The 24,481-nt window shown below is 62.6% G+C and carries 20 protein-coding genes, 1 tRNA gene and 1 pseudogene; 8 read left to right on the top strand and 14 right to left on the bottom strand.

Annotated features, from left to right (window positions below):
* Positions 1 to 3 precede the first annotated feature (3 nt).
* Both HMPREF2785_RS10545 and HMPREF2785_RS10540 read right to left on the bottom strand, forming a co-directional pair.
* The gene (locus tag HMPREF2785_RS10545; RefSeq protein WP_070422949.1) at positions 4 to 645 is read right to left on the bottom strand and encodes a uracil-DNA glycosylase; all 642 of its coding nucleotides are present in this window, start codon (positions 643 to 645) and stop codon (positions 4 to 6) included.
* Positions 646 to 1,608: a thiamine-phosphate kinase gene (locus HMPREF2785_RS10540; RefSeq protein WP_070615376.1), complete on the bottom strand. Its 963-nt coding sequence runs from the start codon at positions 1,606 to 1,608 to the stop codon at positions 646 to 648.
* Between the two features lie 34 nt (positions 1,609 to 1,642).
* Here HMPREF2785_RS10540 and HMPREF2785_RS10535 point away from each other — a divergent pair, with 34 nt between their 5' ends.
* The gene (locus HMPREF2785_RS10535; RefSeq protein ID WP_070423021.1) at positions 1,643 to 2,569 is read left to right on the top strand and encodes a DUF3515 domain-containing protein; all 927 of its coding nucleotides are present in this window, start codon (positions 1,643 to 1,645) and stop codon (positions 2,567 to 2,569) included.
* 22 nt (positions 2,570 to 2,591) lie between these two features.
* On the opposite strand, the gene HMPREF2785_RS10530 is transcribed toward HMPREF2785_RS10535, so the two are convergent.
* On the bottom strand, positions 2,592 to 3,641 hold the full coding sequence (locus HMPREF2785_RS10530) for a D-alanine--D-alanine ligase family protein (RefSeq protein ID WP_168156392.1): 1,050 nt from the start codon (positions 3,639 to 3,641) through the stop codon (positions 2,592 to 2,594).
* 25 nt (positions 3,642 to 3,666) lie between these two features.
* Complete coding sequence (locus tag HMPREF2785_RS10525) at positions 3,667 to 4,665, bottom strand: NAD(P)H-dependent glycerol-3-phosphate dehydrogenase (RefSeq protein WP_070422952.1); 999 nt, start codon at positions 4,663 to 4,665, stop codon at positions 3,667 to 3,669.
* A 104-nt stretch (positions 4,666 to 4,769) separates the two neighbouring features.
* Between HMPREF2785_RS10525 and HMPREF2785_RS10520 the strand changes: the two genes are divergently transcribed.
* From HMPREF2785_RS10520 to HMPREF2785_RS10510, 3 genes are read left to right on the top strand one after another with little or no spacing between them, the layout of a single operon-like run.
* Positions 4,770 to 5,801: an NUDIX hydrolase gene (locus HMPREF2785_RS10520; RefSeq protein WP_141750691.1), complete on the top strand. Its 1,032-nt coding sequence runs from the start codon at positions 4,770 to 4,772 to the stop codon at positions 5,799 to 5,801.
* Positions 5,802 to 5,827: 26 nt separating this feature from the next.
* On the top strand, positions 5,828 to 6,322 hold the full coding sequence (locus HMPREF2785_RS10515; protein WP_070450041.1) for a YbjN domain-containing protein: 495 nt from the start codon (positions 5,828 to 5,830) through the stop codon (positions 6,320 to 6,322).
* A gap of 3 nt (positions 6,323 to 6,325) precedes the next feature.
* Positions 6,326 to 6,772, top strand: coding sequence for a hypothetical protein (locus HMPREF2785_RS10510; RefSeq protein ID WP_070450044.1), 447 nt, complete (start codon positions 6,326 to 6,328; stop codon positions 6,770 to 6,772).
* 31 nt (positions 6,773 to 6,803) lie between these two features.
* Here HMPREF2785_RS10510 and leuD read toward each other — a convergent pair whose 3' ends face one another.
* Both leuD and leuC read right to left on the bottom strand, forming a co-directional pair.
* Complete coding sequence (gene leuD, locus HMPREF2785_RS10505; protein WP_070615373.1) at positions 6,804 to 7,397, bottom strand: 3-isopropylmalate dehydratase small subunit; 594 nt, start codon at positions 7,395 to 7,397, stop codon at positions 6,804 to 6,806.
* 12 nt (positions 7,398 to 7,409) lie between these two features.
* Entirely contained in the window at positions 7,410 to 8,831 is a 1,422-nt protein-coding gene (leuC, locus tag HMPREF2785_RS10500) for a 3-isopropylmalate dehydratase large subunit (protein ID WP_070615371.1), read from the bottom strand.
* Positions 8,832 to 8,891: 60 nt separating this feature from the next.
* Here leuC and HMPREF2785_RS10495 point away from each other — a divergent pair, with 60 nt between their 5' ends.
* Positions 8,892 to 9,578 (top strand): IclR family transcriptional regulator, encoded by a 687-nt coding sequence (locus HMPREF2785_RS10495; RefSeq protein ID WP_070450053.1) that lies wholly within the window; start codon positions 8,892 to 8,894, stop codon positions 9,576 to 9,578.
* An 85-nt stretch (positions 9,579 to 9,663) separates the two neighbouring features.
* Here HMPREF2785_RS10495 and HMPREF2785_RS10490 read toward each other — a convergent pair.
* A pseudogene (locus HMPREF2785_RS10490) lies at positions 9,664 to 10,020 on the bottom strand (diaminopimelate decarboxylase); the annotation flags it as partial.
* Positions 10,021 to 10,155: 135 nt separating this feature from the next.
* Between HMPREF2785_RS10490 and HMPREF2785_RS10485 the strand changes: the two are divergent.
* Both HMPREF2785_RS10485 and HMPREF2785_RS10480 read left to right on the top strand, forming a co-directional pair.
* Entirely contained in the window at positions 10,156 to 12,747 is a 2,592-nt protein-coding gene (locus tag HMPREF2785_RS10485; RefSeq protein ID WP_083279498.1) for a YhgE/Pip domain-containing protein, read from the top strand.
* On the top strand, positions 12,744 to 14,933 hold the full coding sequence (locus HMPREF2785_RS10480) for a YhgE/Pip domain-containing protein (protein WP_246817575.1): 2,190 nt from the start codon (positions 12,744 to 12,746) through the stop codon (positions 14,931 to 14,933). The genes HMPREF2785_RS10485 and HMPREF2785_RS10480 overlap by 4 nt, the downstream gene beginning before the upstream one ends.
* An 80-nt stretch (positions 14,934 to 15,013) precedes the next feature.
* Here the strand turns inward: HMPREF2785_RS10480 and HMPREF2785_RS10475 are convergent, their stop codons facing one another.
* The gene (locus HMPREF2785_RS10475) at positions 15,014 to 16,708 is read right to left on the bottom strand and encodes an alkaline phosphatase D family protein (RefSeq protein ID WP_070422959.1); all 1,695 of its coding nucleotides are present in this window, start codon (positions 16,706 to 16,708) and stop codon (positions 15,014 to 15,016) included.
* A 136-nt stretch (positions 16,709 to 16,844) separates the two neighbouring features.
* Here HMPREF2785_RS10475 and HMPREF2785_RS10470 point away from each other — a divergent pair, with 136 nt between their 5' ends.
* Positions 16,845 to 18,623: a fibronectin type III domain-containing protein gene (locus HMPREF2785_RS10470; protein ID WP_141750690.1), complete on the top strand. Its 1,779-nt coding sequence runs from the start codon at positions 16,845 to 16,847 to the stop codon at positions 18,621 to 18,623.
* 3 nt (positions 18,624 to 18,626) lie between these two features.
* Here HMPREF2785_RS10470 and HMPREF2785_RS10465 read toward each other — a convergent pair whose 3' ends face one another.
* The 6 genes from HMPREF2785_RS10465 to HMPREF2785_RS10440 all read right to left on the bottom strand — a co-directional run bounded on the left by HMPREF2785_RS10465 (position 18,627) and on the right by HMPREF2785_RS10440 (position 24,279).
* Positions 18,627 to 20,051 carry an FAD/NAD(P)-binding protein gene (locus HMPREF2785_RS10465; protein WP_070615364.1) on the bottom strand — a complete coding sequence of 475 codons (1,425 nt, stop codon included), beginning with the start codon at positions 20,049 to 20,051 and terminating at the stop codon, positions 18,627 to 18,629.
* 120 nt (positions 20,052 to 20,171) lie between these two features.
* Positions 20,172 to 20,750: an HD domain-containing protein gene (locus HMPREF2785_RS10460; protein ID WP_070615361.1), complete on the bottom strand. Its 579-nt coding sequence runs from the start codon at positions 20,748 to 20,750 to the stop codon at positions 20,172 to 20,174.
* Positions 20,751 to 20,831: 81 nt separating this feature from the next.
* Positions 20,832 to 21,653, bottom strand: coding sequence for a PhzF family phenazine biosynthesis protein (locus HMPREF2785_RS10455; RefSeq protein WP_070450072.1), 822 nt, complete (start codon positions 21,651 to 21,653; stop codon positions 20,832 to 20,834).
* 63 nt (positions 21,654 to 21,716) lie between these two features.
* A tRNA-Glu gene (locus HMPREF2785_RS10450) sits at positions 21,717 to 21,789 on the bottom strand.
* 77 nt (positions 21,790 to 21,866) lie between these two features.
* Positions 21,867 to 23,084 carry an alpha/beta hydrolase gene (locus tag HMPREF2785_RS10445; protein WP_246821236.1) on the bottom strand — a complete coding sequence of 406 codons (1,218 nt, stop codon included), beginning with the start codon at positions 23,082 to 23,084 and terminating at the stop codon, positions 21,867 to 21,869.
* Positions 23,085 to 23,118: 34 nt separating this feature from the next.
* Entirely contained in the window at positions 23,119 to 24,279 is a 1,161-nt protein-coding gene (locus tag HMPREF2785_RS10440; RefSeq protein WP_070615358.1) for an alpha/beta hydrolase, read from the bottom strand.
* Positions 24,280 to 24,481: the final 202 nt, after the last annotated feature.

Here is a 24,481-nt window from a genome sequence, read left to right as displayed (position 1 = left end):
CTGTTACAGACTCCAGTCGATGGGATTCGCACCCTGTGCTTGAAGCGCTTCATTTGCACGCGAGAACGGGCGCGAACCGAAGAAACCGCGCGATGCTGATAACGGCGACGGATGCGGCGACTCAATCCGGGGAGTATCCCCCAAAAATCTCGCAGCTGTCTGTGCGTCACGGCCCCACAAGATAGCTACGAGTGGCGCATCTCGGCGGACAAGCGCCTCAATTGCGGCCTGGGTAACCTCTTCCCAGCCTTTGCCACGGTGTGACGCGGGCTTTCTCGGACGCACGGTAAGCACCCTGTTGAGCAGCAAAATGCCTTGCGACGACCACGACGACAGGTCCCCATCCGCCCGGGGCGGGATACCCAGATCAGCCTGCAGCTCTTTGTAGATATTCACCAGCGACCTTGGCGCCGCCACCCCAGGCTGGGTGGAAAACGCGAGCCCCATCGGGTGTCCTGGGGTCGGATACGGGTCTTGGCCCAGGATGAGGACCCGGACATCGTCGAACGGATCCGCAAAAGCCCGCAAAATATCGTGGCCACGCGGCAGGTAGTCGTCCTCTGTGCGCAAAAACTGCCCCATTGCGTGGATTCGATCTTCCACCGGAGCGAGCGGTTCCTGCCAAGATTCGTGCACGGGCAACATTTAGAAACTCTCCCATCCGGTGGTCAATTCTGGGGCCTCGCCGTCGATGCGCACCCCGGGCTTGCGGGTGACTGCGCCAATCGAACGGAACCCAACCGGTGCGGACCCATCGATCGTGCCGATGAGGGTGTGGTCCTCCCCACCTGTGAGCACCCACTCCCACGGGTCGACGCCAAGGAGTACGCCCGCAGCCTGCAAGGTCGCATCCGGGCGCAGCGCCACCTTTGACAGTTCGATGCCTACCGAAGATGCCTTTGCCAGCGTCGTCACATCCCGGATGAGCCCATCCGAGTTGTCCGTCATCGCGGTCGCGCCTGCCGCGCGCGCCACCACGCCACGCCCCGGGCTAAGCACCGGGGCCTGATGCGCCTTCACAAGCACCTCGAGCTCCTCCGGCACATCAATCCCGGACTGCAGCAGCGCGAATCCTGCGGCTGAATAACCGATATTGCCGTGCGCGACCACTCGCTGACCGGGGCGTGCCGCATCTAGCGTCAGCGGCGGACGGTTACCACCAAGCGAGCCGATTGCGGTTACGGAGACCACAAGTTCTTGCCCGTCGGTCAGATCCCCGCCGACGAGTTCACAGCCATACTCCCCTGCCATATCCCCAATGCCGCGGGCGATCTCTTCGACCCATGCTGCCGGCGCATCGCGGGAGACAGACACCCCCATCAATGCTGCAATCGGGCGCGCGCCCATTGCCTCGATATCCGCGAAGTTCTGCACCGTCGCCTTGCGGCCCAAAAGGTACGGGGTTGTGGTCGCACGAGTGAAGTGATGGCCTTCCACCAACATGTCGGTGCCGGCGACGACTCTCGAGTTTGGCACTGAGGGGGTAAGTACCGCTGCGTCGTCGCCGTTGAGGGCAGACGGTGCGGCAGCGCGAATCGCGGCGATAACCGCTCGCTCGCCGACCTGCGCAAGCGTCGGACCATCAGTGGGAAATCCGGTGGTGATCACGGGTTGGGCAGCCCTTTCGTTAGACTATTTCGCCATGGCAACCACGGCGCACGAACCACAGGTTAATCGCACAACAATTTTGGTCAGTCTTGGCCTCGCAGTCCTTCTCGTCCTCGGAGCCGTTATTGGCGCTCGTGTGTTCTTCCAACGTGTGGCGCTGCAGCCGGTCGCGATGGCTGATCTTCCTGCCCCGATGGCCGATAGCCCGGAGTGCGCATCGCTTATCGACGCCCTCCCCGACCGGTTCGCCGGCCTTCCCCGTGCCGAACTCGCAGAACCGGCACCACAAGGCGCCGCCGCCTGGCGCAAGTCCACCGATGACCGCGTCACCCTGCGCTGCGGTGTAGACATGCCGGCGCAGTACACGGACTACGCCGTTACTGAAACCATCGGCAATGCAACGTGGATGCGTATCGACGACCTCACGCCCCAGTCCAACCTGGCCACCTGGTACACCGTGAACCGCTCCCCTGTGATCGCCGTGACCGGTGATGCGCAGGTACTCCACGACTCAAAGAAGTCCCTCGGACGGCTGGGCGCCGATGGGCTGCCATCGAAGGATCAGCCCCACAACCCCGCGCCTTTGTCCGCGTTGGAAGGCGCAGATGCATCGAAGTGCGACGCGCTGCTCCAGGCCGCACCGGATGCTATCGCCGAGGGCTACACCCGGACAGAGCCTGCGTCCGAAAACACCGTCGCATGGCGTGCTGAGGGACGTGATCCGATCGTTCTGCGCTGCGGTGTCGCCCCATCGCCGAATTACGCACCGGGTGCGCAACTTGCTCAGGTCAATGACATTCCGTGGTTCGAGGATGTGCTGTTGGCAAACGGCACCACGGCATCGACGTGGTACGCATTGGGGCGCGACAGCGGTATCGCCGTCTCTTTGCCGCAGGCGGAGAGCAACGAGGCGATTACGAACCTGACTGAACTGATCGCCGAGCACACCGCTGCGCTTTAACGCTGCGCCTTAACGCTGTGCTTTAACGCAGCGCGGTCCGCACCAGCGTGTCCAGCAGTTCCGGGTAGTCCACTCCGGTGGCTGCCCACACCTGCGGGTACATCGAAATCGCGGTGAATCCAGGCATGGTGTTGACCTCGTTGAGCACCGGGCCGTCCTTGGTGACGAAGAAGTCCACACGTGCGAGCGACTTACAGTTCAGCGCCTTGAAACACGTCACCGCCATGTCTTGAAGTTGCGCGGTTGTTGCCTCGTCGAACGGTGCCGGAATCGTTGCCGTAACGCCCTCTTCGAGGTATTTCGTTTCAAACCCGTAGAAGCCTTCTTCGGAGTCTTCGGTGCCGTTGAGCTTCGCTGGCAGAGATGCCGCAATGGTCCCGTCGGGTCGTTCGAGGACTCCCACCTCAACCTCGTCGCCGACAAGTTCCGCTTCCACAATCACCTTGGAATCGGATTCGTGCGCAAGGTCGTACGCCGCCGGGAAGTCGTCCCAGGAGCTCACTTTGGACACACCGATCGATGACCCACCGTTGGCGGGTTTTACGAACACTGGTAGACCGAGGTAGTCACGCTCGTCGTCGTCAAGCACTGCCCGTCCGTCGAGGATCACTTCCCTGGTGATCGCAATGTTTTCAGCCGCGACGAGCTTCTTCGTGTACTCCTTGTCCATGCCGCAAGCGGATGCAAGCACCCCTGGGCCAACGTACGGGACACCAGCAAGTTCGAGCAGTCCTTGCACTGTGCCGTCTTCGCCGTATTTGCCGTGCAGCACCGGGAAGACAACATCGACGCAAGCGATACTTTCGCCGGTTGCGACGTCGAAAACCTGCCCCTTGCGCGTCGGGTTGATGGAGAGTGCAACTTCGCGGCCAGCGGGCACCTCAGGCAGCGCGACGCCGTTTACTGGGTCTGTTGTGCCTTCAACCCATACGCCGTCACGGGTGATACCGATGGGAAACACCTCGTAGTCAGCCGGCATGTGTTGCATCACCGACGCTGCGGAAATGCAGGAAATGGAGTGCTCGGTGGACATGCCACCATAAAGAACTGCTACGCGAATCACGCTGACCAATCTACCGCGTAGCCATGGCGCAGTTTTACTCTGCCTTCTTGCTGCGCCCCATCAGTGTCGCGATCGTGTCCGCAACTTTGAAGTTGTCGTGGCAAATAGCAAACACTGCCTGGGTAATCGGCATCTCCACGCCATGCTTTTCGGCGAGCTGGAAAATGCTTCTCGACGACACCACCCCCTCCGCAACCTGGCCCTTCGTCGCAGCCTTCGCCTCTTCCATCGTCGCACCTTGCCCCAAAGCGGAGCCAAATGTGCGGTTACGCGACAGCGGCGAAGCACACGTGGCCACGAGGTCTCCCATACCGGCAAGACCTGCAAACGTGCGGGGATCCGCGCCGAGCGCGTTGCCCAGACGGGTGGTCTCTGCAAGGCCACGCGTGATCAGGGATGCCAGGGTGTTGTCGCCAAGGCCCTGTCCCGCGGCCATGCCACAGGCAAGCGCAATGACATTTTTCGTCGCGCCGCCGATTTCGCAGCCCACGACATCCGTGTTGGTGTACGGCCGCAAATAGTTAGTCGCACACGCGGCTTGGACGAGTTTTGCACGGTTCTCATCGGCGCATGCAATCACGGTGGCGGCAGGTTGTTCGAGCGCAATCTCGCGCGACAGGTTGGGCCCGCTGAGCACTGCGATCCGGTTCGGGTCCGCTCCGGTGACCTCTGCAATAACTTCACTCATGCGCAGATGCGTTCCTGTTTCCACGCCCTTTGAGATGGACAGCATCGTCGCATCAGCCGGGATCATGGGTGCCCAACGCGCGACGTTTTCCCGCATGGTCTGGCTGGGTACGCCAAAGACGACGATGGTCGCGTCTTGCAGCGCGTATTGCTCGTTCGAGGTGGCTTCGATCGCATCCGGGAGTGTGATGCCGGGAAGGTACTCCGGGTTTTCCCGCGTGGTCTGAATGGTGCGGGCAAGGTTGTCCCGACGCGCCCACAGCGTGACCCTGTTGCCGGCGTCCGCGAACACCTTCGCCAGGGTTGTACCCCAGGAGCCTGCCCCCAGTACCGCAACGTTGACCATATTTTTCCGAATCCTCCCAGCCGATTGTTCCGGTTTAACCTACCACCGGCCGTGGCGCGTGGCGTGTCCGGCGTGAGTGGGTTACTTGGGACACAATGGAGGACATGCCTACTCACGCATCCAAGACACCAGGAAACAGCGGGAAGCTCTCCGAGCAAGATAAGGACGCCTTGGGTGAGAAGTTTCTCACTGGCAGGCTTCAGGCTATTCCGTTAAAGCCCCAGAAGGAGTTCGAGCGCACCACGCTTGCTGCGGGTGCGGTGCTGTGGCGCGGTGACGTTAAGCAACCCGGCACCATTGAGGTTGCGTGTATTCACCGTCCTCATTACGACGACTGGTCGCTGGCCAAGGGCAAGGTCGACCCTGATGAGTCGCTTGTACAAACCGCAGTACGTGAAATCAAGGAGGAAACAGGCTACGACGTTCGCCTGGGCAAGTTGCTGGGCAAGACGGTCTACCCGGTAAAGAAGACAACCAAGGTGGTCTATTACTGGACCGGCGAGGTCGTCGGTGGCGAGTTCGTACCCAACAACGAGGTCGACGAGATCCGCTGGCTGCCACTCAATGAAGCGCTTGAGTTGATGACGTACGACCTCGACCGCGAGGTGCTCCAGAAGGCCCAGAAGCGCTTTAACACGCCCGCAGATGCACGCATCCTCTATGTCCGACATGCCCGCGCCCACGACCGCAACAAATGGTCCGGCGACGACAACTTGCGTCCTCTGGATAAGAAGGGCCGCCGCCAATCCGAGATGCTCGTTCCCCTGCTCAGTGCGTTCGCGCCGGAACGTATTTACTCGGCGGTTCCGGAGCGCTGCCAGCACACGGTTGCGCCGCTGGCAGATGAGATGGGGTGTGAGGTTGTCGTCGATAAGCAGTTTGGCGACGATGCCTGGATCGCCGACATGGTTGGCGCCAAGCACGCATTCAAGGACGTGATTGAGGCCGGCGGAACCAGCGTGGTGTGCGCGCAAGGTGGGATCATCCCCGGCATAATCGCGTGGCTCTCGGCGCAAGGGACACTGCCTATCGACGAAGAAATCCGCGCGAAGAAAGCCTCCGTATGGGTGCTGACGTTCCACGACGGCAAGCTCATCGGCGCGGACTACATCCCCTCCCCACTTCCAGTTCTGTAACCCCACCACGACGAAAGGCCCAGACCATGGCAGCTCCTACCGCCATTTCCCAAGACCGCATCGCGGCCACCCTGAAATCAATGGGGGTGCAGTACTTCCGAGAAGACAGCGGCGAGGTTCGCACCGCATTTCCCAGCCTGATGGTGTTCTTCGAGGTAGCCGAGGGTGGTTTCAAGGCCACCGCACGCTGGCTCGGCATCATTGAGGGCGACGATATTGAGACGCTGCGTCTGCGCTGCAACGAGATCAACCGGACGATGCCCCTCGTGCGCGTACACCCGGTACGTCGTGAGGACGATGCCGTCGTGCTGATCGACGCGCCGTTCTTCTCCAACGAAGGCTTCACCGACGAGCAGGTGCGTGCAATGTTGGACTACTACTTCTCCGCAATCCATCACGTGGTGAACCTGCTGCGCGAGGCCTTGCCAGATACCAGCGAGCTCTTGTCGACGAGCGGCCCGAAAACCTTCACCACCGAAGCAAACACCGAAGCCAACGCCGAAGCTAACCAGGAGGACTAGGACATGACTTCTGCAACCAGCAACCTCAGCATCGACCGTGTCATCGCCTTGTTTGACAAGGAAGGCTGGAAGTACGAAAAGGCACCGCTTGGCCCTGCGCTGCGCACCGGTTTTTCCGGTATCGGTCTGGAAATCAACATGATCGAGCCGAATCTCAACGTGCTGACCACCGTCGCTGTGGATTCGGTGAAGGCCGCGCAGTTTAATGAGGTGCTCGAGTGGGTGGAGCGATACAACATTGAGAAGGCTTACCCCACCGTGACCGCAGTGAAGGACGAACAGCGCGGCATCACCGCGCTTGCCGTGACCTACTCTCTGCCGGGTTACTGGGAGCGCAGCGACCAGCAGTTTTCCGACGAGATCAAGACCGGTATCCAAGGCGTCGTTGTCGCTGCGCGTGAGTTCCTGGAGGCGTTCGCCCCGGGCGTCGTCGACCAGTTGGGCAAATAACCAGCCCGAGGGCGCTATCGCCGTCCGGGGTCTAACCCGCGACGGACGGCTTGAACGCTGGACGCGTTGCTTCGAATCGTTCGATGGCGGGCTCGTCGCGGAGCGTCAGCCCAATATCGTCGAGGCCTTCCATGAGCCGCCAGCGGGTGTAATCGTCGATCTCGAAGGTAAAGGTGTTGCCGCCGACGGTGACGGTGCAGTCTTCGAGCGAGACGATCGCCTCATCACCTGGGTGCTGCTCAAGGTGCTTCCAGATCAGCTCGATATCGGACTGGCTCATGATGCCCGCGAGCAGGCCAGCTTTGCCGGCGTTTCCGCGGAAGATATCCGCGAATCGGGGGCTGAACACGGCACGGAAGCCGTAGTCCATGAGCGCCCAGACAGCGTGTTCACGCGAGGAGCCTGTGCCAAAGTCCTCGCCGGCGAACAGCACGGAGCCGTCTTTGAACGCGTCCTGATTGAGGACGAATGTGGCTTCGTTTTCACGCCAATTAGAAAATAGGCCGTCCTCGAAACCGGTGCGGGTCACACGCTTGAGGTAGCGCGCGGGGATGATCTGGTCGGTATCAACGTTGGTGCGGGTCAGCGGAACGCCGACGCCGGTGTGAGTGGTGAACTTTTCCATGATCGGGCTCCTTTACAGATCTGCCGGGCTTGCGAGGTGGCCGGTCACCGCAGTTGCTGCTGCAACCAGCGGGGATACGAGGTGGGTACGGCCACCCGGGCCTTGGCGGCCTTCGAAATTGCGGTTGCTTGTGGAGGCACTGCGCTCCCCCGGTCGCAACTGGTCTGGGTTCATGCCGAGGCACATGGAGCAGCCCGCGGTCCGCCATTCTGCGCCGAACTCTGTGAAGATCGCGTCGAGGCCTTCTTCTTCGGCCTGCTGCTTCACAAGTGTGGAGCTCGGTACGACGAGCATGCGTGTACCTTCGGCGATGCGGCGGCCCTTGACAACGTCGGCGGCTGCACGCAGATCCTCGATGCGCGCGTTGGTGCAGGAGCCGAGGAAGACCGTATCGATGGTGATGTCGCGCAGCGGCATGCCCGGGGTCAAGCCCATGTATTCGATGGCCTTCGCAGCAGATGCCTTCGTGTTGTCGTCGGTGAAGTCCTCCGGGTCGGGAACGTTTTCGCCGAGCGGCAGACCTTGGCCTGGGTTGGTACCCCAGGTGACAAACGGTGTCAGTGCTGCACCGTCGATTTCTACAACGGTGTCGAATGTCGCGCCCTCGTCAGTCGGCAGCGTCTTCCAGTATTCGACTGCCGCATCCCAGTCGGCACCCTTGGGTGCGTACTCTCGGCCCTCGACGTAGTCGAAGGTGGTCTGATCCGGCGCGACCATGCCGGCGCGGGCACCGGCTTCAATGGACATGTTGCACAGCGTCATGCGCGCTTCCATCGACATTTTCTCGATGGCCTCGCCGCGGTACTCGATAATGTGGCCCTGGCCGCCGCCGGTGCCGATCTTGGCGATGATCGCCAAGATCAGGTCCTTGGCCGTCACGCCGTCCTGCAGCTCGCCGGTGACCTCGATGGCCATGGTCTTGAAGGGTTTCAGCGGCAGGGTCTGGGTGGCCATGACGTGCTCCACCTCAGAGGTGCCGATGCCCATGGCAATCGAGCCGAACGCGCCGTGCGTCGAGGTGTGCGAGTCGCCGCAGACAATGGTCATTCCGGGCTGTGTAATGCCCAGCTGCGGGCCGACGGTGTGCACGATGCCCTGCTGGATATCGCCCATCGGGTGCAGCTTCACACCAAACTCGGCGCAGTTGTCGCGCAGGGTGGCTACCTGGGTGCGCGAGGTAGGCTCGGTGATCTCGACGAGGTCACCGCTGGTAATACCCGTGGTGGGCACGTTGTGGTCCTCCGTTGCCAAATGCAACTCGGGGTGGCGCATGGTGCGTCCGTTCATCCGCAGACCGTCAAACGCCTGTGACGAGGTCACTTCGTGCAGGAGCTGGAAATCGATAAAGATGAGGTCAGGCTCGCCGTTTTCCCCCTTCGTTACCACGTGGTCGCGCCACACTTTCTCCGCTAATGTCAACGGTGGCTGAGTCATCCGGTCCTCCTTCATACGGGCTCCCAACATCCCACACTATGAGATGCTAGGATTCGAACTGTGAGACAGTATAACGAAGGTTCCGGGATTAAAGTCCTCGACCGCGCAGTTGCCATCACACGCTCGGTTGGTGCGGGTGATAAAACACTCGCAGAACTTAGCGACGACACCGGCCTGCCACGCGCAACCGCCCACCGCATTGCCACTGCGCTGGAACTGCACCATGTGCTTTCCCGCAACGAACACGGCGAATGGACACTCGGCCCAGCACTGACCGGTCTTGCCACGGGGCTTCCCTCCGCGCTGCTTCCGGCAGCCGCGCCGGTTATGCGAGACCTGGTTGCACAGACCGGGGAATCCGCACAGCTTTACCAACTGACGGGATCGACCCGCACCTGCATCGCTGCCGAAGAACCGGAAAGCGGACTCCACAACGTAGTGCCGGTTGGCTCCAGGCTCACACTATCGGCCGGTTCTGCCGCCCGCGTGTTTGCTGCCCACTGCCCGATCGACTCCCCGTTTGATGCAGCGGACCTCGAACAGGTACGCAAGGTCGGCTACGCCGAGTCTGTCTCCGAGCGCGAGGTTGGCCTGGCGAGCGTGTCCACCCCGGTGTTCCAGCCCGACGGCACCTTAGTCGCGGTCCTGTCTGTGTCGGGTCCCGCCGAGCGCTTGAAGCCCTCCCCCGGCGCAACATGCGGCGAGGCGCTCAAGAACGCCACCGCTCGGCTGAGCGCCGAGCTCTAGCCGAGCTCTAGCCGAGCTCCGGCCCGGCACTGGGGGCGCCAACGGGCGTCAGCGAACGTCGATGTCGTCCAAGCGCCTCGCGGGCCACACCGCGGGGGAAGCGGATCTTCCGCCGCAGGATCAGTTCGTCCTCGATGCAGTAGGCGCCGACCAAGAACGCCTCGATCTCCTCACTCGGCGGGGTCCGCTTGACCAGGTAGGGGTCGATGAGGAAGTTATCCGAGGTCGTGCGGCACCGGGTGCGGTTCATGGCTAGGCCCACCAGGGGCACGCCGTCGGAACGGGTCTTGGTGAAGGCGACTTCGGCAAGGGTTAGCCCGCAGCCGTCGACAAGCGAGCGCCCCGGCTCAAGATACAGACGCAACCCGCGCTCGCGCAGCGCCTCTGCGACGCCGCCGGAGAGTACCTCGGTGAGCCACGCGCCGCGCGTCGGCTCCTGCCAGTCCCGGGCCGAGCACGCCGCGCTCGAGAGCGTCGGCGACGAGGGCGCGGGCTGAGCGGTCCTGCCGCCGGGGTTGAAGGATTCGAGTTTGGCTCAGTTTCCCCCAAACGCTCCATTTGAGGGTACGCTCGCCACGTGAGAAAGAGCGGGCAGATTCTTGGACGGGACATTCGTCGCCTGCTGCGCGTTCCCCGGGCCTTCATCATCATCGTCGGCGTGCTTATCATCCCCGCGCTCTACGCGTGGTTCAACATCAACGCCTTCTGGGACCCCTACGCCCACACCCAGAACATCCGCATCGCGGTGGTCAACAACGACCGGGGCGCCTCCGCCGAGCGCGTCGGCGAGGTCGACGTCGGCGAGCAGATCACCGAGCAGCTCAAGGGCAACGACAAGATCGGGTGGGTGTTCCTCCCCGAGGACGAGGCCCGCGACGGGCTCATGCGTGGCGACTACTACGCCATGTTCCTCATCCCGCCCGAGTTCAGCGAGGACCTGCTGAGCCTGGTCAGCGGCACCTACACGCAGCCGGTGCTGGAGTACTACGTCAACGAGAAGAGCAACGGCGTCGCCCCCTCGATCACCGACGCCGGCGCACACGCCGTCGACACGGCCGTGTCCGAGGCCTTCAAGAAGAAGGTCGGCGAGGCCGCCGCGACCGAGCTGCGCAACAAGGGGATCGCGACGCGCGAGGACGCCGAGAAGGTCCGAGGCAAGGCCTCCGGGAGCTTCGGCCAGATCGCCGCCGACCTCGACGCCGCCCAGGGGCGGGTGGCCACGATGAAGCAGAGCATCAGCGGGGCGCGCCCGGTCGTCACCGAGCTGAACACCCTCGTCGGCTCCGTCGACGACACCCTCGGGTCCGTGGACTCCTCCCTCGGCGAGGCCGAGGGGATCATCGCCGAGCTGCAGAAGTCCTCCGCCGGTTTCAGCGCCGACACGTCGGCCGCGCTCGTCGAGTCCACCAACGCGCTCAGCCTCGGCGCCGCCTCCGCCAACGCCTCCATCGCGGAGGCGACGGGCCAGCTCGGCACCGCCCAAGGGCGAGTGCGCTCCGCCGTCGGCGAGGTCGACGGCGTGGTCAAGCAGGGCGAATCCGCCGCCGCGCAGCTGCGCGCCATGTCGGCCGGGGCCGCCCTATCGCCCGGGGTCCGCGCTCAGCTCGACGCCGCGGCCAGCGCGCTGGAGGAGCGTACCGTCGCCTCCCGCGCCGTCCTCGACGGCCTGAACAACGTGGACCGCCGCACGGGCGCTGCGTTGGCGTCAATAGGCGAGCTCGGCGACTCCCTCGAGGCCGCGACCGCCGACTCCAACGCCGCAGCGCGCGCCGCAAGCACGCAGCTCGGCGAGTCCGTGCCCGCGATCAACGCCTCGCTCGCGCAGGCCTCCGGCAGCGTCGCCTCCGTGCGCGGCGCGCTGAACAGCCAGCGTGCCCTGCGCGAGGAAACGACCTCGCTGCTCGCCGGGGTGGACAACCAGCTCGCGGCCAGCCTCGGCATCCTCGACGAGGTCTCGGGCAACCTCGGCACGCTTGCCGACGGCGCCCGCGCCGCCCAGTCCGACATCAACGCCCTCCTGGCCACCTCCGACTCGAAGGCCCTCAACACTGTCACGAACCTCAACTCCGCGAAGATCGGCGAGTACATCTCCTCGCCCGTCACCGTCGAGCAGCAGGCCGTCTTCCCCACGGAGAACTACGGCAGCTCCATGGCCTCCTTCTTCACCAACCTGGCCCTGTGGATCGGCGCGTTCGTGCTGACGATCATCTTCCGCGTCGAGGTCGACACCGAGGGCTTTCGCCGCCTCACCGTCGGCCAGGCCTACCTCGGCCGCTTCCTCCTCTTCGCCACGCTCTCGGTGCTCCAGGCCGTCGTGGTGACGCTCGGCAACGTGGCATTTGGGGTGCAGATACAGTCCGTCACGGCCTTTCTCGCCACCGCAATCGTCATCGGGGTCGCCTACACAGGGATCATCTACTCCATCGTCTCCGCGCTCGGCCACATTGGCCGCGGCATCGCCGTCTTCCTCGTCGTCATCCAGATCCCGGGCGCGTCGGGCCTCTACCCCATCGAGCTCATGCCCGACTTCTTCCGCCGCATCTACCCCTTCCTCCCCTTCCGCTACGGCATCGACGCGATGCGCGAGACCATCGCCGGGTTCTACGGTCATCACTACCTCCGCTTTTTGGCGGCGCTTCTCGCCATGTCCGCCGCAGCCTTCGCCCTGGGGTGGCTGTTCCGACTCACCTCCTCGCACGCCAACCTCCTGTTCAACCGCCAGCTCGCGCGCACGAACCTCATCACCAACGAGAAGGTGGAGGTCATGGGCTCGCCCTACCGCGCGTCCGACATCATGGCCGCCCTGTCGGACCGGGATGAGTTCCGCGGTGGCGTCGAGAAGCGGGCGCGGATGCTGCGGGAGAACTACCGCACCCTCATCTTCGGCGGGATCGGCGCGGGCGTTGTCGGCATCGCCATCATCACCCTGCTCACCATGCTCCTGCCCACCGACAAGACGATCATGCTGGCCATCGTCGTCACCTGGTCACTGCTGGTCGTCCTCTACCTCGGCGCGGTGGAGTACTTCACGCAGAGCCTCGTCGACGCCGAACAGGTCTCGCGCCTCGGCGAGGCCGAGCTGCGCGACGCCGTGATCCACCGCCACGACTCCGCCGGCACCAGCGTCACCATCGGGCCCGCGGATGCCGAAAGCGAGGACACCAAGTGAGTACCGTCTTCTCCATCGCCTACAACGACCTGCGCCGGCTCTACACCAACGTCATGGCGGGCATTGTCATGGTCGGCCTGATCGCCATCCCCTGCCTCTTCGCCTGGTTCAACGTGCTGGCCACGTGGGACCCATTCGGCAACACCGAGCGCCTCGAGGTGGCGGTGGCCAACACCGACCGCGGCCACACGAGCGATCTCACCCCGCTGTCCGTCAACGTCGGCGACATGGTCCTCTCCCAGCTCTACCGCGACGACTCTATGGACTGGGTCATCACCGATGCCGACAACGCCATCGAGGGCGCGAAGTCCGGTGAGTACTACGCCGCCATCGTCTTGCCGCCCACGCTGAGCGACGACATGTTCACCTTCTACGCCGGAAACGCCGAACCCAGCCGCATCGACCTTTACGTCAACGAGAAGAAGAACCCCATCTCCCCGGTGCTCATCTCCAGCGGCGCGCAGGGCGTCAGCGCCCAGATCAGCGCGTCGTTTACTAGAGTCCTCGCCGAGGTGTCCTTCGGGTTGATCGAGACGACCTCGGACTTCTTCAACGAGGCGGAAACCAAGCAGGCACTCGACTCCATCGAGACGCGCACCGCCAGCGCCCGCGACCAGCTGCTCTCCAGCGCCAGCACCGTGGACGCGCTCGCCTCGCTCACTGAGTCGAGCGTGCCGCTCGTCGACAGCGCCGAGCGGATCTCCGGGGCGCTGGGCGACTCCCTCGGGCAGGTCCGCCCCGTCGACCTCGGAGCCACCGGGGCGGGCCTCGGCGGAGGCGGCGCAGCGCTTGCGGCGGCGCTGGGGGCAACGTCGGAAAGCTTTGCCGCCATAAGCGACCGCGTCGACCAGCTGATGGCGGACTCCTCCGCCACCTCCCAGGCGACCGCCGCGAGCCTGACGGACATCGCCGCGCGCATCGATGTCCAGGTGAAGCAGTACACGGCCCTGCGCGACACCATCAACGGCCAAGTCGCCCCGGTGCTTCCCCCCGACGCCCAACCGGCGGTGCGCGCGGTGGTCGGCGACCTCAACGACGCTATCGCCCGCCAGACGGCCGTGCGCGACCGACTCAACGACGCCGCCGCGCGCCTCACCGCCGGGCAGGGCGGCCGGGACGGGAAGAACGCGGACCGGCAGGAGATCAAGGACTCGATCGCCCGGGCCCGCGAGGCGATGGACTCGGCCAAGAATTCCTACGACACCGGGATCCGCCCGCGCCTCGAGGCGCTGTCGGGCTCGCTAGACAACGTCCGGGCGAACGTCGACAAGGCCCGCTCGGACATGGACGGCGTCTCCTCTGCCCTGGCCAATCGGCCCGGCTCGCTGCGCGACACCCTCGCAGCCTCCGGTGCGAACCTGCGCGACACGGCGGAATCTCTGCGCGCCAGCGCGGCGAGGATGCAGGAGGCGCAGCGGTCGATCGCGCAGTCGCGCTCGAGCGGGGACCTGACGAAGCTGGCCGACCTCGTCTCCAGCCACCCGGAGGAGCTCGCCGACGCCCTCGTCGACCCAGTCAAGGTGGAGCGCAAGGAGGTCTTCCCCCGCGTCAGCTTCGGCGCCGGCATGGCCCCGCTCTACACGGTCCTCGCCCTGTGGGTAGGCGCCCTGTTGACGTCAGTGGCCGTGCGCACGGACGACCGCTCCATCGAACAGAACGTGGTCGATCCCGGCCGCGTCACCGCGGGCCAGAAGTACTTCGGCCGCTACCTGACGTTCGTGACCACCGGCCTGGCCCAATCCACGCTCCTCATGGCGGGCCTCATCGTCTACGTGGGCATCGAGCCCGCGCACCCCTTCCTCCTCTTCATGGCGGGGTGGGTCTCGAGCCTGGTCTTCCACCTGATCTGCTACACGCTGGTGCTCTCCCTGAGCAATGCCGGCAAGGCCGTGGGCGTGCTCATCCTGGTGCTCCAGGTCTCGGCGGCGGGCGGCGCCTACCCGCTGCAGCTGCTGCCGGGCTGGACGCAGGCGATCAGCCCCTGGCTGCCCGCGACCTACTCGATCCGCGCTATGCGCGCCGCGGTCTTCGGCACCTACGGCTGGGACTTCTGGCGAGACCTCGGCATCCTCGTCCTCTTCGCACTGCCCTTCCTCCTCCTCGGCCTCTGGCTGCGCCACCGGCTGCACCACGCGATCAGCCGCATGGACGAGGCGGTCGCCCAGACCAAGGTGATGATGTCCTAGCCGCGCCTACAGGTCGATGGTGCCGCGCACGCGGGCGGTGACCGCCCACCCAGATGTCGCGGCCGTCGTCGATAAGCAGATTATGCTTCGACGAACCCCTCGCCGATGCGCCACTGGCGCTTCTCGCCCAAGCTGACGGAAGCGTCCGGGTCCTCCACGTCCGAGACACGGTAGTAGAGCATGTCCACGTAGTCGTAGTGGATGCTGGCCACGCCGTAGCCGTGTGCGTCAAAATCGATATGGCTGACCCACGGGTTGGCATCCCGAATCGTCTGCTCCACCAGCAACGACGTGGAGTTGTCCTCCTTGTGGTACGTGCCGAACGCGGTGGTCAGGATCTCGTCCACGTTAGGCGCGGAGATTGAGGTGGTGACCATCTCGCAGCCGATCTCGCCGAAGCCGGACGGTGAGGCGATCGAGTTCGCCCACTCCGAGTGAATATCGCCGGTGAGGAACAGTGCGTTCGATTCCTGCTCGTCCAACATGGTGAGCAGGCGGTCGCGCTCCGCGGCGTAGCCGTCCCACTGATCCGAATTCACCGCGATGCCCGTCGCGCGCTCCTTCATATAACCTGCAGCGATGTTGGCCTTCTCGTTGTCCGGGATGGTGGCAAATCGCATCGGCGAGACCATCACCGAGTTGCCCAGCACATCCCAGCGTGCGGTGGACTGTTGGAGTTGTTCTGCCACCCAGGCAAACTGCTCGTCGCCAAGCATTGTGCGCTCATCGTTGGCAAAGTTGTCGCTGGTGGTTTCCTCGTCGCGGAAGGTGCGCAGATCCATCATGGTCAGCTGCGCGAGGTTGCCAAACTGGAAGCTGCGGTAGATGCCTGGAGCCTCAATGAGCGCACTGCGACGCACCGGGAGCCATTCGTAGTACGCCTGCATCGCCGCTGCTTCGCGCTGCGCCCACTTCCCTTCAACCCGGCCGTCCGTGTGGTTTTCGGCTCCTTCGCGCCAGCTGTTGTTCGCCGACTCGTGGTCATCCCACACCACAATCCAAGGGCACGCCGCATGGGCCGCCTGCAGGTTCAAGTCGGTGCGGTAGCGGCCGTAACGTTGGCGGTAATCCTCCAACGTGGTGATTTCCCACTCCGGATGGTGCATCCTGGCAACGCCACTCTTGCCTACGTATTCGCCGGTTGGATACTCATAGATATAATCGCCGAGGAACACCACGTGGTCGATTTCGCCCGCGCGCGCACGCTGGGCCATGTCAGCGTAGGCGCTAAAGAATCCGGACTCCCAGTTCGCGCAGGAAGCGATTGCGAGATTCAGCGTATCGACGTCAGCGTCCTTTGCAGGAGCCGTCAACGTACGCCCGATTGGCGAGGAAGCACCGGCGTACTCACCGGATTTCACGATGAAACGGTAGAAGTACTCCGTATCTGGATCGAGCCCGTCCGGATCGACGTGCACCGTGTGGTCGGATTCCGCACTCGCCGTCGCGCTTCCTGTCTTTGGGTGAGTGAAGTCTTCATTGGTGTCGATCTGCCATTCCAGCTCGATATCGTCGCCAAGACCTGAGCCCGGCAACGCCTCGCGCGAGGGCGTCACACGAGTCCACAGCACCACGCGATCTGGCAGCGGATCTCCGGAAGCAACCCCGTGCAAAAACGGCAAGCCCCACTGATCCGCCGGCGTTGGCACCTCGGGAGTGGAGACTGTGCTGCGGCGGGCAGCAACGGCACCACCTGTGCCTAGGGCTGCGGCGGCGACAGTCGCAGCGACGGTTTGGAGAAATATACGGCGATTGACACGGGATTTCGAGCTCATGCCGCTCACTTTCAACCAGCTCACAGACTCATGCAACGAGGAACCCGCCAAGTTTCCAAAAGTTCACCCACACTTCACTGAGGTGACGATCCGCTAGTAACCCGCTGTTAAAACAACGTGACTTGTGTGGGTGGACATGACTGTTTCGCTTTCCCGTGCCCCTCGTTCCCTCCGCCGCGGCGCAATCTCCGCGGCCGTTGGCGTATCGCTGTTTGGCTCTGCCACGACGGCCGTCGCTGCAGATGCCCCTGAAGGTGCAATCAACACCCGCATCAGCCGCATCGTCCTCGGCATCGGATCCGACGCAACGGAAGCGAACTTGGCCTGGCAGTCGAAGACCAACGAAACACAGTTCCTGGAGTACTGGCCGACTGCTGATCCAACCAACATCACGCGCGTGGAATCACCCCGTGGCCCGTACAACTCGGCTGTCTTCTACCCGCACGAAGCGACGATGACCGGCCTCGAGCCTGACACGGAGTACGCCTACCGGGTTGGAAGCGATCGTCGTGGCTATAGCGAGCAGCGCACCTTTACCACCGGCACTGACGGGGATTCCTGGAGCTTCCTCGCCATGGCCGATGCGCAAATCGGCGTAGATACGAAGATCGCCGAGCAGTCCGCCGCATGGAACAAAGCGGTCAATACCGCAACCGGTGAACACCCCGACTCCGCGTTCATCATGCACCTGGGCGACCAAGTTGAGGGCTGGGGTGCCCCGGTCAAACAGCTTGAGGCATTCACCGCGCCAGAGAAACTCCAGGAGTACCGCCTTGCCGTACTGAAGGGCAATCACGAGACATACACGCTCGACCGTCACTTCCAGGACACGTACTTCCTGCCCAACGAAGTTGATGACACCGCGAACTACTTCTTCAACTACAACAACGTCTTGTTCATCGGGTTGGACGGCAATCGCGCATCCAAGGCCGACATCGACGTCCACGCGAAGTTTGTCAACGAAACGATTGCCGCACATGGTGGCGACGCCGACTGGGTGATCGTCGGTATCCACCACGCACCGTTCTCCCAGGGCACGCACTACACCGACAAGGATGTCGTCGAACTACGCAACTCCTTGACCCCGAAGTTGTCCGAAGCCGGTGTGGACCTGGTGCTCAGCGGCCACGACCACATCTACACGCGCACGCATCTGATGAACGGTGTCGACCCTGTTATCCCCGCTGGCGCATCGAAGTCCGGCGACATTCTTATTCCGGAAGACAACGAGGTCCTCTACGTCACCTCCACCACGGCAACGGGTGGCAAGTACTACGACTTCCAGGACGAAAACGGCACGACCCACCCGAATGTCCGTGAAGAAAATGTTACTGACCTGGCGCACAAGTCCACCGCACGCTGGCGCCAAGACTACAACCCGGACTACACCAGCATCGATGTCTCGTCGGACTCGCTGAAGCTCACGACGTACAACATCAACACCCCGTACGTGGTGGATCAGGTCACCCTGCTGAAGAAGGATGCCGCGCAGGAGGACGCCCCGCAGGAAGAAGCACCGACGACGACTGAAAAACCAAGCGCGACCACGACGAGCGCCGCGAAGCCGACCACGCTCACTTCGGTGTCCACGGTGACGTTGACGGAAACTTCGACGATTACGTCCCCATCTCCCACCGTTGTGGAAACCACCAAGGTTGTCCCCACGACGGTGAAGCAAACCGTCACGCCCACCACAGAGAAATCCGGCGCCGATACCGGGACAACTCCGTCCGAGAACGACGCCAACAACGGCCCTCACGAGACCACTGAAACCGACGCGTCCGGCTCCAGCACGACCGGCATCGTCCTGACGGTGTTGGGCATCTTGTTCGGCCTCAGCGCTGCCATTGTTGCGGTGCTGGTCAACCTGAACCCTCAGTTCGTCCAAGACATCCGCCACAAGTTCGGGATCTAAGGGCTACTCCGCTGCACGGGCACTGACACGCTCAGCCCACCGATAGATAATGTTCTGTTTATCTCGGCGTAGCGTGTCGTGGCCGAGGACCAACCCCTCGTTCATCCGCCCTGCAGCAGCAAGGTGCTTCTGCCCCACCAATGTGCCGTCCGGGTGGATGTGCAGGGCGCTAGTGTCTGCATAACGCATCCCGACACCACGCTCGACGAGATCCCCAATGAGAGTTCCGTCGACGACTCCGGCAGGTGCGTTCACGGCGTCAATCACGACTGTTGCGCCGACCTCCTTGGCCACTTCGGTCAAATCGTCTTCGCCACGGTTGAAGACGTCGGTGCGGATCCGGTTGTCGTCGATAAGCGCGAGCATCTCCACCGCCGATTCAACAGGTGGGCCGGTAGCAACGCGCCCGAGTGTGCTCATGAAATCGTCGAACTCGGAGCCGCCAAGCGAATCTCGACCGCCGAAGGACGCGCGCTGGATGAGCGCATCCTCGGTGTCGCGAAACGCCAGCGCCACAGCAAGCGCCGGCGTCCATGGTCTCTCCCCTTTTGCAGCAGCGACGGATGTGCGAAGTTCCGCCACTGGATCCCCTGTGAAGTCCTCGCCGTTGATCACCGCTTGAATATCCTCACACGCACCTTCGCCACCGACGATCGCGAGGATGGCTTCTGCTGACTCCGTCAGAATTTCCTTGAGCTCTTCAAGCGACTGGCACTGCAGAATCGCCCGGTCAGCTTCCGCAATAACGGGTTGGGCCTGGCGCGATTGCTCCTCGTCGAGGTAGGCCTTGACCTCCATAAAACGGCCCGATCGGGTCACTGGGTAAAACGCTTTCGCCTTTGCGTAGCGCACGACATCGATAAAGGTCAGCGCTGCTCCGCGCACGAGCGCGATGTCATCGGATGTGACCGAATCCAGATTGCTTGCCGGGTACGCCGGGGCGATTACACGAAGATCCCCGAGATCCTGATGAGCAAGCGAGCCTGGCCAATCATGCGCGTGCCCTGTCACCATAAGTACTTCGTCGAACTGCTCGCCGTCCACTTCAACGCCATTTCCCACAGGGGTTACGTCCTGTACTCGAGTGATGCGGAAATCAAGCGTGCACTTTGCTGGCAAGTTCGTCCGCAAGGCTTCCCACGAAGCATCCAAGTGCTCGCCTACGCGTCGTCGTGGAGGGAACTGCCCTTCTAACTCGTCGTTTGGATCTAAGGGCCCCAGGTGGGTCTCCACAATGGATTTTGGGGCGTTGAGGATCCACTGCTCCGGAACCGAGGCACCAAACGCTCCTGGTGCTGAAATTTCTTCCATCGGTGTCTCGTTAAACACCGTAAGTTCGATGGCTGCTCCACGCTGCCCCGCACGATCAATGAGCTCTTCTGCAGCCCACAGCCCACGGGGGCCTGCTCCGATGATGGCAACTTTCATTTCCTACGCCCCTTTGCGGAGTACTCGTCGAGCGTTGCTGCTGCCCACTCGAAATCGGCACGGCGTATGCCGCGACGCGCGTCGCATTCGCCAAAAGGTACGCCGGACATGTGCCCCACCTTAGGCGGTGCGGGCTTCCAATCGCTCGACTTGGCGACGAAGCTCCGCACCTAGCTGATTGCCCGGCAAGCGTTCCTGAACCACATCGCACACTGAGCGGTACCCCCACACCTGCCGCTCTACAGGCGAATTGAAGCGTCGCCAGAGGTCATCCCCGATTGCGTCGAGGTCGGCATGAATGGAAAGCAGGTTGTGCAGTTTGTCTGCCGCTGCGATGAGAACACTGCCTTCCTCGGCTTCGCGAAGATGCGCAAGGTATGCGTCGGCGCGCGCCTGCCAGCTGCCGATGCTGTCCTCTTTGGTCACGTCTCGGACGAGCTCGACGACGCGTTCGCCGAAATCCGCAGCCATCTGCTCTGCGCTGTATTCCTCGGAGACATCTTCGAAAATGTCGTGGAATAGTGCACCGATGAGAACGTCCTCGTCGTCGGTGACTTGAGAAACGAAGTGCATCACGCCAAACACGTGCGATACGTAGGGAATGTCGGTGCCTTTGCGCACGTCATTGCGGTGCGCAAATGCGGCGACGTTGATAGCCCGAATGATTCGCGGTGATACAACCGGAATGTGTTCTGCCATGTACGGCTCCTTTCTGTCGGGAAACACGTCCCACTGTAAAGATGCCGCCGACACGAAAGACGGAACATTCGAACACTGCTGCTAATCGACGACAATCTGTCCCCGCACCCGTACCGTCACCGCTCCACCAACCCAGATGTCAGAGCCGTCGTCACTGATGGTCACACGGCCGTCCCGGCCGAGCGCAGTACCTTGGGAGACCGAGTAAGTTGCCGGCACGTCCCCGCGCGATCGCAGCCACTGCGCCATCGCACCGTTCGCGCTACCCGTCACCGGGTCTTCAAACGTCGGAGTAAAAGCGCGTAACACATACGCCGGATCCGTCCCACCCGTGAGTGCGGCAAATGCAACCTTGAGATCGCTCGATGCCGGTCGTTGTAACGCGAGAAGGGTTTCTACGCTATCCAGCAGTGCCAACCGCCAGCCCGGCCCGTTGTCGCCCCACGCGGCGTCAACGAGCGAACTCTCCCCCACCCCGAACACGTCGCAGATCTCTGCACGTTCGCATGCCGTAAGAGGTGCAGAATTCTTCAGCGGTGGGGTTGCGAACGCGAGCATCGAGTCGCTGATACGCACCTGCACATTGCCAACACCGCACTCTTGGACGACGCCGTCTGAGGCCTTCGGCGTGTTACCCAACTCCAGCCACGCACGCGCCGTGCCCAAGGTCGGGTGCCCTGCGAAGGCGTATTCCTCGGTTGGGGTGAAGATTCGGACCCGGTAGTCGGCCTCGTCGTTAGTAGGTTCGAGCAGAAACGTCGTCTCCGAGAAGTTCGTCCAAGCTGCGATCCGCTGCATCTGCTCAGTGGTCAGATGGTCCGCCCCGCAGATCACCGCGAGAGGGTTTCCCGTGTAGGCACCGGTTGAGAACACGTCGAGTTCGAAGAAACTAAGGGAAGTCACTGAACCTACGCTACCAATGCGAAAACCTCCGACCCGGAATCCGGATCGGAGGTTTTCTCCTTGTACCCCGTACGGGATTTGAACCCGTGTTACCGCCGTGAGAGGGCGACGTCCTAGGCCGCTAGACGAACGGGGCGCGCTCGCTTTTTGCGACTTGCTAACAATAAAGGAAACTTCCCAATATCAACAAATCAGCACGTCAGACGCTAAAAACTACTCCACACCAAGCGCTGGTCCGAGCGTGTCCCAACTTGCCACTAACTCACGTCGGAACAAGCCGAAGTTGTGCGTCCCTTCCTTGAACTCGTACCAATCCGGGTCGATGCCATTGCGTCGTGCCTCTGCGATGAAGTGCAGCGAACACGCATACGCGAGTTGCTCATCAGGCACAAGAAGTGGCTCGGGCGAATCGACGACCTCAACGTCAAGCTCCGACGGCAAACCACGTGAGGCCGACAGAAAAATCTTCTTCCCCTTGAGCCCCTGAACATTGCGCACGGGCGAGTGGGCGGCCCACGCCGGATCCCAGGAGCTGCCCCACATCTGTGCTGGGTCGCCCTTATTAATGCGCACGGTGCCGCTGGCGAAGGCCTGTCCGACAAGCCCAGTTGTCGACGGGCAGGACGAATATGTTCCCGCAGCGACAAACCTGTCTTCCAAGGTGGCGATGTGCAGGGCTGGCCCACCGGACATCGAAAGGCCTGCGATGGCGTCGCGGCCGGTGCCGTGGAAGTGCTCGTCGATAAGCGGCGGCAGCTCCTTGGTCAGATACGTCGTCCACTTGTAACTGCCGTGCTTGTCGTGCGTTCCAGCCCAGTCGGCCTGCTGCGAGCCGATAGAGCCGCGCGGAGTGACCACATTGATGTGCTTGTCTGCGAAGAACTCAGAAGCGCGACCATCTTTCCACCACGGGGTCACCATTCCACCACCTGCGCCGCCCAGAAGGTAGAACGTCGGGCGCGGATCGGTGTTCTCAGGACCGCCTTCCGGCAAGATGAGTTCGTTTTCAATCTCCCGGCGCATCGATGGCGAGTAGACAGTGAGCACCCACACGTTGTCCTGCAAGTGCTCCAGTTTGCGGAACTGCGCAGGCGGCGCGTCCGAATCCGGGAACGTTTGGTCCACCACCGTGCTCGAGCCAAGTGACTGTGCCGCCCGGGAGCTGCCCTCGAACACAAAGCGTCCGAACAGCAGGTGGCCGAAAATACCGCTCATCATCGCGCCGATCAGGATGATCGGTATTGCTAGCGGCGGAGTATCCGGCCCAATCTGACGGAAGCCGTTGATCAGCGATGATCCCGTCCATCCAGGTGCTTCTTGCTTTTCGACGAGCCCAAGGCTCTCACGTGATTCCACCGCCGGTGCTGGCGTGGCAACGAGCAAGCTCAATGACGTAGTGGCTGCACACAGGGCCACACCGCGACGAATCATTGGTTTCACACGCCAAACTGTAGCCCAACAGCTGTCACGAACTCGACCCTGACGATTCTGACGAGCCTGACGAGCCGCGCTGCCCCAAAGGTTGTGGCGCTTCGCTTGGCAGCGGCGACTTTGTCACCGGTGTTTCGCGCTCAAACGGCTCCACATTCAACGCCGGACCGATAACGCGCCAGCTCTCACGCATGGACTTTTCAAAAAGCCCCCAACTATGTGTGCCCTCCACCTGTGGGTACCACTCGACATCCAAACCTGCCCGCTTGGCTTTGTCGGCGAAATAGGCAGAGCACGCATACGATGCCGCCTCAATGGTCACAGGCGGGCCAATGCGCTCCGATGATGTCTTCGACGCATCGATCGCGCCAGGCACCCCCTGGGCAGCGGCGATAAACAGCGCAGTGTCCCGCAATGCATCCAGGTTCAACACCGGCGAATGCGCCCGCCAGGCCGGGTCGCTCGACATGCCCCACATCTTCTTCGGATCAGCGCCGTTCATCTTCAGCGCTTCACGCACGTAGGTGTCCCCCAGCATCCCGGTTGTAGCCGGGCACCCCGAGTAGGAGGCCGCGGCGGCAAAGCGCTCCGGCGCGATGGACGCGATGTTCAGCGCGGGCCCTCCGGACATGGATATGCCGGCGATGGCGTCGTGGCCGGTGCCGTGGAAGTGCTCGTCGATAAGCGGCGGCAGCTCTTTGGTCAGGTATGTCAGCCATTTGTTTCGCCCTGTTGCTTTGTCTTCGCGATACCAGTCAGCCTGCATCGAGGACACCGACCCAATCGGTGTAACCACGTTGACCAGCTTGTTCTGGAAAAACTCCTGGTAGTCCGAAGAATTACGCCACGACCATCCGTTCGCGGCACCGTCGGCCCCCATAAGAAGGTAAAAGGTCGGGCGCGGGGTGTCGTTGTCAGGACCGCCGGGAAGAATCACCTCGTTTTTCACTTCTTTGCCCATGGCGTGCGAATAGACGACGACCTCGTAGACGTCGTTTTCGATGTGCGTTAGGGACTTCAACTCAGCGGGACGCGCGTCCGTGTCTGGGAACGTATCGCTCAGCTGGTACGAACTGAACCCTCCGGATGAGCCGCCGACGCTGGAGCCTTCGTACATGGACGAGCCGAATACTCCCCCGCCGAGCGTCGTGAGAAACAGTGCCGGCACCGCAAGCAACGGAATCGTGGAAAACAAGCTAGACGCCGCTACTGGAACGCTGAGCGCGTCGATCACGCTTGAGCCAGTTTGACGCGCTCTGCCACTTAAAAACGACGGCAACAACCACAACATAGACACAAGGTACCTGCCGGGAAGGCTCGAACGCGAAAACCTCCGACCTGGCGAACCAGATCGGAGGTTTTCTTCTTGTACCCCGTACGGGATTTGAACCCGTGTT

It is taken from the genome of Corynebacterium sp. HMSC067D03 (assembly GCF_001811185.1).
Classification (GTDB): Bacteria; Actinomycetota; Actinomycetes; order Mycobacteriales; family Mycobacteriaceae; genus Corynebacterium; species Corynebacterium coyleae.
The sequence above is the reverse complement of the archived record's forward strand: the minus strand, read 5'-3'. Positions and strand labels throughout refer to the sequence as shown.